Source organism: Pseudomonas sp. NPDC087690, from assembly GCF_044743175.1.
In the GTDB taxonomy this organism is placed as follows: domain Bacteria; phylum Pseudomonadota; class Gammaproteobacteria; order Pseudomonadales; family Pseudomonadaceae; genus Aquipseudomonas.
Window position 1 is genome coordinate 27,540 of sequence record NZ_JBIUVX010000034.1, and the last position, 12,187, is coordinate 39,726.

The 12,187-nt window shown below is 60.3% G+C and carries 9 protein-coding genes; 2 read left to right on the forward strand and 7 right to left on the reverse strand.

Translation table 11 applies throughout. The features are described 5' to 3' along the window. Window positions 1–52: 52 nt before the first annotated feature. From ACIPIZ_RS23370 to ACIPIZ_RS23385, 4 genes are all read right to left on the reverse strand, one after another. On the reverse strand, window positions 53–1,096 hold the full coding sequence (locus ACIPIZ_RS23370) for an ABC transporter substrate-binding protein (protein WP_016983607.1): 1,044 nt from the start codon (window positions 1,094–1,096) through the stop codon (window positions 53–55). 48 nt (window positions 1,097–1,144) lie between these two features. After that, window positions 1,145–2,269 (reverse strand): ABC transporter ATP-binding protein, encoded by a 1,125-nt coding sequence (locus ACIPIZ_RS23375; protein ID WP_105709376.1) that lies wholly within the window; start codon window positions 2,267–2,269, stop codon window positions 1,145–1,147. A gap of 351 nt (window positions 2,270–2,620) precedes the next feature. After that, window positions 2,621–3,250: a response regulator transcription factor gene (locus tag ACIPIZ_RS23380; RefSeq protein ID WP_064390776.1), complete on the reverse strand. Its 630-nt coding sequence runs from the start codon at window positions 3,248–3,250 to the stop codon at window positions 2,621–2,623. An 85-nt stretch (window positions 3,251–3,335) separates the two neighbouring features. Then, window positions 3,336–5,732, reverse strand: a complete 2,397-nt coding sequence (locus ACIPIZ_RS23385; protein ID WP_401167708.1) for a PAS domain S-box protein — start codon at window positions 5,730–5,732, stop codon at window positions 3,336–3,338. Window positions 5,733–5,805: 73 nt separating this feature from the next. Here ACIPIZ_RS23385 and ACIPIZ_RS23390 point away from each other — a divergent pair, with 73 nt between their 5' ends. Continuing rightward, window positions 5,806–6,795 (forward strand): alpha/beta hydrolase family protein, encoded by a 990-nt coding sequence (locus ACIPIZ_RS23390; protein ID WP_401167711.1) that lies wholly within the window; start codon window positions 5,806–5,808, stop codon window positions 6,793–6,795. Between the two features lie 121 nt (window positions 6,796–6,916). Here the strand turns inward: ACIPIZ_RS23390 and ACIPIZ_RS23395 are convergent, their stop codons facing one another. From ACIPIZ_RS23395 to ACIPIZ_RS23405, 3 genes are read right to left on the reverse strand one after another with little or no spacing between them, the layout of a single operon-like run. Next, window positions 6,917–7,684, reverse strand: coding sequence for a DnaJ domain-containing protein (locus tag ACIPIZ_RS23395; RefSeq protein WP_122855191.1), 768 nt, complete (start codon window positions 7,682–7,684; stop codon window positions 6,917–6,919). 1 nt (window position 7,685) lies between these two features. Further along, the gene (gene murU / locus ACIPIZ_RS23400) at window positions 7,686–8,357 is read right to left on the reverse strand and encodes an N-acetylmuramate alpha-1-phosphate uridylyltransferase MurU (RefSeq protein ID WP_401167715.1); all 672 of its coding nucleotides are present in this window, start codon (window positions 8,355–8,357) and stop codon (window positions 7,686–7,688) included. Further along, window positions 8,354–9,373: an aminoglycoside phosphotransferase family protein gene (locus ACIPIZ_RS23405; RefSeq protein ID WP_401167717.1), complete on the reverse strand. Its 1,020-nt coding sequence runs from the start codon at window positions 9,371–9,373 to the stop codon at window positions 8,354–8,356. Before ACIPIZ_RS23405 ends, murU begins: the two co-directional genes overlap by 4 nt. A gap of 130 nt (window positions 9,374–9,503) precedes the next feature. Between ACIPIZ_RS23405 and ACIPIZ_RS23410 the strand changes: the two genes are divergently transcribed. After that, the coding region (locus ACIPIZ_RS23410; protein ID WP_401167719.1) for an LPS-assembly protein LptD at window positions 9,504–12,187 on the forward strand (2,684 nt) is incomplete at its 3' end.

Sequence of the window (12,187 nt, forward strand, 5' to 3'; positions counted from 1 at the left end):
CACGCAGAGCGTGGGAACGATCATCCGGAAAGCCGTCGCCCGTATGCTCGGGTTATTTCGCAGCCCAGGAGTTGAAGCGCTGCTCCAGTTGCTCGCCGTTGTCAGCCCAGAAGCTGACGTCGATCTGCACCTGGTTGGCGATGTTTTCCGGAGTGGTCGGCATGTCTTTCAGGACATCCTTGGCCAGCAGCGGTACGGCTTGGGTGTTGGCCGGGCCGTAGGCGATGTTTTCCGAGTAGGTCTTCTGCTGTTGCGGCTGCACCGAGTAGGCGATGAATTTCTTCGCAGCTTCCGCGCGCTTGGCGTCCAGACCTTTCGGGATGGCCCAGGCGTCGAAGTCGTAGATGCCGCCGTTCCAAACCACTTTCAGGTTGGATTCTTTCTGCACGGCAGCGATGCGACCGTTGTAGGCCGAGCTCATCACTACGTCACCGGAAGCGAGGTATTGCGGCGGTTGCGCGCCGGCTTCCCACCACTGGATATTCGGTTTCAGCTCATCGAGTTTCTTGAACGCGCGATCCTGGCCACCCTTGCTCGCCAACTCTTTGTAGACGTCTTTCGGCGCCACACCATCGGCCATCAGAGCGAATTCGAGGGTGTACTTGGCACCTTTACGCAGGCCACGTTTGCCCGGGAATTTCTTCGTGTCCCAGAAATCCGCCCAACTGGTCGGTGCGGTTTTCAGCTTGTCGGCGTTGTAAGCCAGTACGGTCGACCAAACGAAGAAGCCCACGCCGCACGGCTGAATCGCGCCTTTAACGTAGTCTTCAGTCTTGCCGAACAGCGCCGGGTCGAGTTGCTCGAACATGTCTTCGTCACAGCCGCGAGACAGTTCTGGCGATTCAACTTCCACCAGGTCCCACGACACGCTCTTGGTGTCGACCATGGCTTTGACCTTGGCCATTTCGCCGTTGTATTCGCCGGCGACGATCTTGCCGTTGCCCGCCGCTTCCCACGGTGCATAGAAGGCTTTGACTTGCGCCGCCTTGTTCGCCCCGCCAAACGACACCACGGTCAAATCCGGGCCAGCGGCCATTGCGCTGGCCGCACCCATCAGGCCCAGGGTCAGGGCGGTGAACTTCAGGGATCTCAACATTTATTGTTCTCTCCACGTGCAGGGTTGGTGTTGGTGTTGCCGGGGCGATTAATGCGCCTCTAGAAGTGGATCAAGCGCGCGAACGTGCTCGACCTGCCAGCCAAGCGGTACCACGTCGCCGACCGCGAGCGCAGGATCGAGCTCGGCAATCGGTTGTTTCACGAAGAAGTCGGTCTTGCCACAGACTTCCAGGCGCACCCGGACGTGGTCGCCCAGATAGATGAATTCCGCCACCCTCCCTGAGAAGCGGTTGACGCATTGATCGCTGGAACCGTTGAGGCTGACGCGCTCGGGACGGATCGACAGGGTCACCGGTTCGCCGGTCTGGCCGACGTTGACCGCCAGCGCCTCGACCTTTTCGCCTCGGCCCAACTCGACCACACAACGCTCGCCGTTCTGGCTGAGCAGACGACCGTTGAGGCGGTTGTTCTCACCGATGAAGTTGGCGACGAAGGTGTTTTTCGGTTCTTCGTAAAGGCTGCGTGGCGGCGCGATCTGCTGGATTTCACCTTGGTGGAATACCGCGACGCGGTCGGACATGGTCAGCGCTTCACCCTGATCGTGGGTCACGTAGACCACGGTCACGCCGAGGCGCTGGTGCAGGTGTTTGATTTCCATCTGCATGTGTTCACGCAGTTGTTTGTCGAGGGCGCCTAGGGGTTCGTCCATCAGCACCAGTTGCGGCTCGAACACCAGCGCGCGGGCCAGTGCCACACGCTGCTGCTGACCGCCGGACAGCTGCGCCGGGTAGCGCGAGGCGAACGCGTCGAGCTGAACCATGCTGAGGACTTTCTTCACCCGGTCACTGACATCGCTTTTGTTCAGGCCACGGACGGTCAGCGGGAAGGCGAGGTTTTCCGCCACGGTCATGTGCGGGAACAGCGCGTAGTTCTGGAACACCATGCCGATGTCGCGCTTGTGCGGCGGCACGTTGTTGATCGAGCGCCCGGCCAGCAGAATTTCGCCGGCGGTCGGTGTTTCGAAACCGGCGAGCATCATCAGGCTGGTGGTCTTGCCGGAACCGGACGGCCCGAGCAGGGTGAGAAATTCGCCTTTGCGAATGTCCAGGTTGAGGTCTTTGACGATCAGGTTCTCGCCGTCGTAGCTCTTCTGCACTCCACGAAAGCTGACCAGCACATCACTGGCCCCTGCGTTTGTATCGACCTGGCTCATACCCACACCTTTGTTGTTGATGACTGCTTGTGGGTTAAGCCTAGTGGTTGCTGACAGGCGCGCAAATCGGGGCGCAGGAGAGAATCGCCTCAGCCGGATGGAAGGTTGGGGGTAGGGATTGCCCTACAAGGATGGCGCTAACAGGTAAGGCAGTGGCGAGGGTTGAGCTGCGAGCCGTAAGAACAAGCCAAAGCGCGTGTCGCTTATGGACATGCCCGAAATTTCCGGCGCTATGGAGATCCCCTGTAGGAGTGAGCCTGCTCGCGATAGCGGTGGATCAGTCACTGCAGTGTTGACTGAGAGAAAGCTATCGCGAGCAGGCTCACTCCTACATTTTGATCGCGGCGACTGTTAGAGGAGTTTGTGCTCCATCGCGTATTTGACCAGTTCAGCCAGCGAGGTGATGTTGAGCTTTTGCATCAGCCGCGCCTTGTGGGTGCTGATGGTTTTGCTGCTCAGCGCCAGTTGCTGGGCGATGTCGTTGACGTTGGCGCCTTGGGCCAGGCGCTCGAACACCGAGAATTCGCGTTCGGACAGCAACGAATGCAATGGCCGCGTGTCAGTCAGGCCGACTTCAAACACCATGCGGTCCGCCAGATCCGGATCGATATATCGCCCACCCGCCGCGACCTTGCGAATCGCCGTGAGCAACAGCGCCGGATCGCTGTCCTTGGTCGCATACCCGGCGGCGCCGACTTTTAATGCTCGCGCAGCCATCTGCGCTTCGTCGTGCATCGACAACACCAGAATCGCTGGCGGGTTGTTCAATGCACGGATGCGCGGGATCGCTTCGAGGCCGTTGACGCCGGGCATGGAGATGTCCAGCAACACAACCTCACACGGCACGCTGCGCAGGGTTTCGAGTAACTGTTCACCATTGCTCGCCTCCCCCACCACTTGCAGATCCTTGGCCAGGCCGATCAATTGCTTGATGCCTTCGCGGACGATGGTGTGGTCTTCGGCTACCAGTACACGGATCAAATTTTTTCTCCAGACTTCAGGCAAACACTAATCCCTGTAGGAGTGAGCCTGCTCGCGATAGCGTCAGCTCAAACACCACAGACTTTCAGACCTCACTCACCGGCACCCGCACCATCAGACTGGTACCCTCCCCCGGCTCACTCTCCAGCTCCAACCGCCCGCCCATGATCAACACCCGCTCACGCATGCCGACCAGACCAAACGAAGTCGGCCGACTGGCAGCGGCGACAAATCCTACGCCATCATCACTGACCGTCAGACACAATTCGTCGCCTTCCAACGCCAGTGTCAGCTCCACAGTATGCGCCTGAGCATGGCGCATCACGTTGGTCAGCGCTTCCTGCAAAATCCGGAACAGGCCAATTGCCTTGGCATCACTGAGCGCCGGCAGATTGTCCGGCACCTGCACCAGACACGGGATCTGTGTGCGCGCCTCAAATCGGCGCGCCTGCCATTCGATCGCCGAGGCAATCCCGGCGTCGAGAATCGGCGGTCGCAGCGCCGTCGCCACATCGCGCACCAACTGGAACAGCTGGGCGATCAGGCGCTTCATGCTGTTCAATCGCTCGTTCAGACCGGGGTCGAGTTGCGCGTAGGCCAATTCGCACATCGATGTCTCCAGTTTCAGCACCGTAAGCATCTGCCCTAACTCATCGTGAACCTCGCGGGCAATCCGCGCCTTCTCTTCTTCACGCACGCTCTCAAGGTGCGCCGACAGTTCGCGCAACTGCTCACGGGATGCCGCCAGCTCAAGCTCGATACGCTTGCTCTCGGTGATGTCCCAGACGATGCCGTCCCACACGTAGGCGCCATCCTCCAGTTGACGGGTAATCGCCTTGATTTCTGCCCAGCGTTGCTCGCCCTGACGCGTGAGGATTCGGCCCTGCCATGACCAGTCGCTATCGGTGTCCAGCGCCTGATCCTGAGTGCGGTGGTAACTGGCCTTGTCATCCGGATGCACCAGACTGCGCAGGCCCATGTCGCGATGAGCAATAACGGCCGGCGCGTAACCGACCAGGCTTTCGCTGCCTTCACTGATGTAGGCAAAGTCGATCTGCCCGGTCACCGGCGCGCGCTCCAGCCGGAAAACCAGCCCCGGCACATTCGCCGCGATGCCTTGCAGGCGTGCCTCGCTCTCCTGCAAAGCCGCCAGCGCGCGACGGCGCTCGGTGACGTCAGTGAGATAAACCACCAGGTATTCGCTGTCGCGAAAGCGCAGAAAACTCAGCGACACGTCCGCCGGCAAAACACTGCCATCGGCGCGCACGCAACTGGTCTCGAAACTCAGCGGCCCCTCTTCACTGGCCCGCGCGCGTTTCCACAGATTGAGCCAGCGATCCATGTGCAGGCCCGGCTCGAAGTCGATCAGCGGTCGCTCGATCAGTCCGCCCGAGGGATAACCGAGCATGACTTCGGCGGCACGGTTGGCGTAACGCACATGGCTGTCCCAATTCACCCAGAGAATGCCGACGGTGCTTTGATCGATGGAAAACTGTGTCAGCCGCAAGGCTTCTTCGCTGGCGGCGCGCAAGGCGATGTCTTCTCGGGCGGCGAGCAAGCGCTGTTCAAGGCTGTGCTGCTGGCGTCGTTGCCAGAACACAATGGCCACGCAACTGAACAGCATCACCGCGAACAACAGGCTGAGGTTCTGCCAGAACCCCGGCGACTCCGACAGTCGCGGGTATTTCGGTTGCAGCCATTGATTGTGCAACTGCTCCAGATCCTTGGCCGGGATAGCGCGTAAAGCACTCTGGACGATGCCGGCCAGTTCCGGCCAATCGCGGCGCGAGGCGACCCGCAACAACTGCGGCAGACCGATATCACCGACCACCACCAGTTCGGCGAACTCCGGCTCTGCCGACAGACGCCCGAGCTGCGCCTCATCGACCACCGCGTAAGCCGCCTGCTGACTCAACAGCAACTGCAGCGCCTGACGCTCCAGCGGCACGCCTTGCAGGTTCAGATGTGGGTAGGTGCCGCGCAGATAATCGGCCGTGTTACTCGGCATCCGCACCGCCACGCGAGTCTGGCTGTCGAGTTTTTCCAGATCGACGACAGCGCCGGCCTTCTGATCGCTGACAATCAGTTGCGGCACGCGCATGTACGGATCGGAAAACTGCCACAGGCGCAGTGCGCTCGGGGTCTGACTCAGGCCCGGAGCGATGTCGATCTCGCCTTCGCGCAGCGCCGTTTCCAGTTGCGCCAGGTCCTGAAAATTGCGCCAGCTCAGTTCGACGTTGAGCGCCTTGGCCAGCAACTTCATCAACTCGACGCTGGCCCCCGACAGCCGCTGCAGGCGTCGATCGTAGGTTGCATACGGCGCCTGCAACACCAGACCGACGCGCAACTCATTGTGTTGCGCCAGCCATTGCTGCTGGCTCGCCGACAACTGCGCCGCGTGTGTCGGTGGCGCAGGCGCCGCCCAGCCCATCAAGGGAAACCACAAACAGCCGATAACCCACAGGCAGCAAAATCGCTTCATTGAAGTCTCATACACTGACAAATTCTGACCAACCCATTAGGCTGCCGGGATACTTTCTGGCCTGGAATAACCGATGCCCTCTGTCTACCGCCTGGCAATGCCAGCATTGTGCCTGTCGCTGATCCTGCCTTGTGCGTTTTCCGTCGAAGCCGCCGATCCGGCACCTGCCGCCGCCACGGAAAAACCTGCCGAAGAAAAACCCGCCGAACGCCAGCCACTGCTTGAGCGTAGTCAGGAAGAGGCGGCCGCACTGGAACGTAAGGTCCCGGCGCAAGAACAGCAACAATTGCAGGCGGGCAGCGATACATTTCTCGCCCTGTGGAAACCGGCCAACACCGCCGAGCCCAAGGGCGCGGTAATCATCATCCCCGGCGCCGGCGAAACCGCTGACTGGCCGCAGGCAATCGGCCCATTGCGGCACAAATTGCCGGACGCCGAGTGGAGCAGCCTGAGTATCACTCTGCCCGATCTGCAAAGCGATGCCATCGCACCGCGGGTGATCGAGCCTGCCGCCGCGCCGAAAGCGCCGGAAACCGGCAGCAAGGATGCCACCACCGCGCAGCCGATCGAACAGGCAGCGGGGGGCGAAGCCGAAGTGGCCGATCCGGTCGTTGCCGAGACCACCGAGGAACAAACCAAGGCCGATGCCGAACGCATCTTCGCGCGCATCGATGCCGCGATTGGCTATGCCGAGCAGCAGAGCGCACGCAGCATTGTCGTGCTCGGTCACGGCACCGGCGCCTATTGGGCTGCGCGCTACCTGAACGAAAAACAAACGGCGCAAATCGAAAAGTTTGTCATGGTCGATGCGCAGGCACCCGCCAAGGCCAAGCCGCAACTGGTTGAACTGACGCCGACACTGAAGCTGCCGACTGCGGATATTTTCTACATGGACAAACCGCTGGATCGCAACGCCGCGCTGGAGCGCATGCAGGCGAGCAAGCGCTTGAAGACCTCGGCGTTCAGCCAGGTCGCGCTCAAGGCGTTGCCGGATAACAAGGCTGAACAGGAACAATTGTTCCGCCGGGTGCGCGGCTGGTTGAATCCGCAGAGCACGGACTGACCGTTAAACCGCGTCGCCCCCTTCGCGAGCAGGCTCGCTCCCACAATGGTTTGTATACGCAGATCCAGTGTGGGAGCGAGCCTGCTCGCGAAGGGGCCAGCGCAGTCGCTACATCTAACGGTTAGCGAAAATCCCGCCGCTCACGAACCAACGTGTAGGCATTGTGCAACTCCCGGGTTTTCTCGGTCGCCTCCCGCACCTGCGCCGCCGTTGCGCCGGTGCCGGCAATCTTGTCCGGGTGATGCCGGCTCAACAGCCGCCGGTACGCCCGTTTGATCTGCGCCGGCTCACTGGTCGCCGATACCCCAAGCAATTTCATCGCTTCCTGATAACTCACCGCCGCACTGACGATCGGGCGCTTGCCCGGCTCGTAATCACTGGCCAGTGCCTGCACCTGCTGCGTCGTCCAGCCCAGCCACTTGCCCCACTGCGCCAGCAGCTCACGCTCGCTGACACCCGCGCGACCATCGGCCCAGACCATTCGCCAACAGGCGCGCAATACACCTTCGGCAGCATGCGGTTGCGCACTCAGACGCTTCAGATAACCGCGCAGATGATCGCTGCCGGACTTGCCGCGATTGAACGCGGCAATCGCCCGACGCGTTGCCGGCTCGCCCATCTCCAGCGCGCGCATCTCGTTGCGCGCCTGCTGGATATGCCCGTCAGTAACCCGACCGTCGCTCTTGGCCAGACGCCCAAGCAGCACAAACAACAACTCGTCGTTGCGCAGCATTGGCCGCCCGCCGAGCTTCTCGCGCAAATGCCCCCAGCTCTGCAAATGCAGACGCCGATCCAGCGCCTGCCCCAACAATGCCCCAAGCATGGCCCCCGGAATGCTGGCAATCGCAAAACCTGCTCCGGCTCCAATCAGAGTCCCTGGCCACAACATGTCAGCGACTCGCTTCTATCAAGGTTTCAGCTTCGGCGAGACGCTCGTGGGTGCCGACATCCACCCAGTGACCCTTCAGCCGCTCGCCAGTGACTTCACCGTCCGCCATGGCTTTGCGCAGTAGCGGTGCGAGCTTGAAAGCACCGTCCACACACCCGTCGAACAGTTGCGGATGGAGCACGGCGATACCGCTGTAGGTCAGGGTTGCTGCGCTCGCCTGGCCGTCGCTGACTTGCCCGTCAACCAGACAGAAATCGCCAGTCGGGTGATGCGCCGGATTGTCCGCCAGCACCAGATGCGCCAGACCATTAATCGGCTGGTGCAGCACGCTGAAGTCGTAATCGGTCCAGATATCACCGTTGACCACCAGAAACGCATCATCGCCGAGCAACGGCAGCGCACGGAAAATCCCGCCGCCGGTTTCCAGTGGCTCGCCTTCCGGCGAGTACTCGATGCTCACGCCGAATTGCGAGCCATCGCCGAGGTAATCCTCGATCTGCTGACCGAGCCACGCATGGTTGATGACGATTTGGTCGAAACCAGCGGCCGCGAGGGCGCGCAGGTGATACTCGATCAACGGCACGCCGCCGGCACGCACCAGCGGTTTTGGAGTGGTCAGGGTCAGCGGGCGCATGCGCTCGCCTTTGCCCGCCGCCAGAATCATTGCCTTCATACTGTTGCTCCACCCCGCAGGCTGGTGAACAGCGCTTGCAGCTCGGCCAGCTCAGGACGACGGGCAGTCACTGCTTCTATATAGGAGAAGAAGCGCGGCACGTCGGCCAGGTAACGCGGCTTGCCGTCGCGATGGCAGATGCGCGCGAAAATGCCGATCACTTTCAGGTGACGCTGCACGCCCATCAGGTCGCTGGCGCGCAGGAAGTCTTCGAAGTCCGGCTGCACCGGAATGTTCAGCGCCGAGGCTTGCTGCCAGTAACTTTCCAGCCAGCCACGCACGCGCTCTTCAGGCCAACTGAGGAAGGCGTCCTTGAACAGGCAGGTCACGTCGTAGGTCACCGGGCCGTAAACGGCATCCTGAAAATCCAGCACGCCAGGGTTCGGCTCGCTGAGCATCAGGTTGCGCGGCATGTAATCGCGGTGCACCAGGACTTTCGGCTGGGCCAGGGCGCTGTTGATCAACAGATCGCTGACACGCTGCCATTGCTGCTGCTGGGTCGTATCGAACTCGACGCCGAGTTCACGCTTCACGTACCACTCGGGGAACAGTTCCAGTTCACGGCGCAGCAACGCAACGTCATAACTCGGCAACGGTGCCACCATCGGCAACTGCTGAAAAGCCAGCAGCGCTTGCAGAGCATCGCGGAACAATTGCTCGGCATTTTCGCCATCGATCACGTCGAGATAGGTCTTGTTGCCCAGGTCATTGAGCAAAAGAAATCCACGATCGAGGTCTTCGGCATAAATTTTCGGCACATTTATTCCGGATTTCGCCAGCAAAAACGCGATATCCACGAACGGTTTGCAGTTTTCCTGCGGTGGTGGCGCGTCCATCACGACAAAGCTGCGACCGGCTCCTTCCCAACGGAAGTAGCGGCGGAAACTCGCGTCGCTACTGGCCGCAGTCAACGTGGCCGGGGGCACGGCGCCCCAACCCTGATCTGCAAAAAGGATTGCCAACTGCTCATCGAGCCAAACTTTCAGGTGTTGCAAGCGTACATCTTGGTCAGGCATTGCAAGGGTCTCCGACGGCGCTAGCCGTCAAGCGGGTCATGCTTTATTATCCAGCATCTTTTTCAGACCATCGAGAGGCGTGCGGCCCACACCGCGGGCAGATGGCACGCAGGAAGCCCGGACTAATAAGATGGCATTGAAATCCCCCGCGTTTCGTAAAAAATTTCCGTTGTTGGTAACCGGCAGTCTGCTGGCTATGCAACCTCTGGCCAGTCAATTCGTTGTCGCCGCCGAGCAGTATGACTGCTCCGTCTCGGCTTCGGGTGGTTGGGCCTGTGCGCCCAAGACGTCGGCAGCAGCATTGCCGCCACGTCCAGTGCACGAGGGCAGTGCCATCAGCGCCACCGGCGACGCCCCGGCCGAAAATGGTTCGGTTGCCGACACAGGCCCTAAAACGGCACTGGTCACCGAAGCCAAAGGCCGTGGCCTGAAATCCCGTAGCGAAGACTTCAGTCATCTCGACTGGGTTCCGCGCGAGAAACTCACCGCCGCCCAACTGGCCGAGACCGGTCCGTATTGCTCTGGTGCCTACATCGAGCCGACTCGTCCTGGCATGAATGACAAGACGAATAAAAGCGATGCTCCGACCTTTATCGGCGCAAAAGCTTCGCGCTATAACACCGATGATCAAGTTGGCACCCTGGCCGGTGATGTTGTCCTGCGTCAGGGCAGCATGCAGGTCGAGTCCGATGAAGCGAGCCTGTACCAGGCCGAGAGCCGCGCCGAACTCAATGGCGATGTGCGCATCCGTGACAACGGCGCGCTGATCGTCGGCGATCACGCCGATGTACAGCTCGACACCGGTGAAGCCAAGGTCGACAACGCCGAATACGTGATGCACAAGTCGCGCATCCGCGGTAACGCGCTGTACGCCAAGCGTGCCGAGAACGCGATCATCCGCTTGAAGGACGGCACGTACACCACGTGCGAACCGAACAGCAACGCCTGGCAGCTCAAGGGCAACAACATCACCTTGAACCCGGCGACCGGTTTCGGTACTGCGACCAACGTGACACTTCGGGTCAAGGACATTCCGATCCTGTACACGCCGTACATCTACTTCCCGATCGACGACCGTCGCCAGTCGGGCTTCCTGCCGCCGACCATCGGCACCGGCAGCGATACCGGCTTCATGCTGGTCACTCCGTACTACTTCAACCTGGCGCCGAACTACGATGCCACGTTGTATCCGCGTTACATGAGCAAACGCGGCATGTTGGTGGAAGGCGAATTCCGTTACCTGACCAAGTCGAGTGAAGGCCAGTTCGGTGCGGCGTATCTGAACGACGAAGATACTGATCGCAGCAAACAGACCGACTACGAAAAGAATCGCTACATGTACAACTGGCAGCACAAGGGCGGTCTCGACTCCCGTGTGCTCACTCAGGTTGACTACACCAAGATCAGTGATCCGTACTACTTCCAGGATCTGACCACTGACCAGATTGGCGTGAAGAGCGAAGACTTCGTCAACCAGCAGGGTTCGGTGACTTACCGTGGCGACAGCTACACCGCTCGATTGAACGCTCAGGCGTATCAGCTGGCGACCGTGTCGAACATCACCCCGTATGACCGTCTGCCGCAGATCACCTTCAATGGTCGGCTGCCGTATCACCCGGAAGGCCTGAACTTCGATTACGAGACCGAACTGGTTCGTTTTGATCGTGATCTGGAAGACGGCAACTTCACCAATGAAGACGGCACTGTCGAGTCCCGCCTCGACAACAACGTTAGCGGCTTGGCTCGCGCCAACGGCGACCGTCTGAATCTGAAGCCAGGTGTGAGCCTGCCGATGAACTGGACTTATGGCTTCCTGAAGCCGTCGCTCAAGTATCAGTACACTCAGTACCAACTGGATCTGGACAGTACCGGCAAACAAGACATCATTGACCAGCAGGCTGCAGCGGCACGTGACGGAACCCGCTACGTAAGTGGCAAGTTCGACAGCAATCAGAACCGTGGCGTACCGATTGCCAGCATCGACAGCGGCCTGTACTTCGACCGCAACACGTCGTTCTTCGGCAAGAACTACCGCCAGACCCTGGAGCCGCGCCTGTTCTACCTCTACGTACCTGAGGTTGATCAGGAAGACATTCCAGTGTTCGACACCAGCGAATACACCTTCAACTACGCCTCGCTGTTCCGCGACAACCGCTTCTCCGGCTCCGACCGTGTCGGTGACGAGAACAAACTGTCGCTGGGCGTAACCAGCCGCTGGATCGAAGACGACGGTTTCGAACGTCAACGTATCAGCGTCGGTCAGGCGTTGTACTTCAAGGATCGTGAAGTACAGCTGCCGGGTATCGATGCGAAAACCCGCGACGATGCCCAGGCCAATGTCTCGCCTTACGCCCTGGAATACGAATATCGCTGGAACCGCGATTGGCGGACCACGGCCGACTACAACTGGGATCCGGACAGCCGCAGCCCACGTTCCGGCAGCGCGATGTTCCACTACCAGCCGGAAGACAACCCGAACAAGGTCGTCAACCTCGGCTATCGCTATCGTAACGACCAGGTTCGTTACGACCAGAACACCGGAAAATGGTCGGTGGGTGGTGGTGACTATGGCACCCCGGGCCAACCGAACTACGTGAAGGACTACTACAAGATCCAGCAGCATGACTTCTCGGTCATCTGGCCGATCGTTCCGCAGTGGAGCGCGATCAGCCGCTGGCAGTACGACTACAACCGCAACCGTACGCTGGAAGCCTTCGGTGGTTTCGTATATGACAACTGCTGCTGGAAACTGCGCCTGATCAACCGTTACTGGGTCAGCTATGACGAATTCAGTCAGAACGCCCCGGACAACGG

What these genes read in the sequence shown, in the direction of transcription:
- ACIPIZ_RS23370 (WP_016983607.1), bottom strand. Translation starts at nt 1,096, where the DNA reads ATGTTGAGATCCCTGAAGTTCACCGCCCTGACCCTGGGCCTGATGGGT.
- ACIPIZ_RS23375 (WP_105709376.1), bottom strand. Translation starts at nt 2,269, where the DNA reads ATGAGCCAGGTCGATACAAACGCAGGGGCCAGTGATGTGCTGGTCAGC.
- ACIPIZ_RS23385 (WP_401167708.1), bottom strand. Translation starts at nt 5,732, where the DNA reads ATGAAGCGATTTTGCTGCCTGTGGGTTATCGGCTGTTTGTGGTTTCCC.
- ACIPIZ_RS23390 (WP_401167711.1), top strand. Translation starts at nt 5,806, where the DNA reads ATGCCCTCTGTCTACCGCCTGGCAATGCCAGCATTGTGCCTGTCGCTG.
- ACIPIZ_RS23395 (WP_122855191.1), bottom strand. Translation starts at nt 7,684, where the DNA reads ATGTTGTGGCCAGGGACTCTGATTGGAGCCGGAGCAGGTTTTGCGATT.
- murU (WP_401167715.1), bottom strand. Translation starts at nt 8,357, where the DNA reads ATGAAGGCAATGATTCTGGCGGCGGGCAAAGGCGAGCGCATGCGCCCG.
- ACIPIZ_RS23405 (WP_401167717.1), bottom strand. Translation starts at nt 9,373, where the DNA reads ATGCCTGACCAAGATGTACGCTTGCAACACCTGAAAGTTTGGCTCGAT.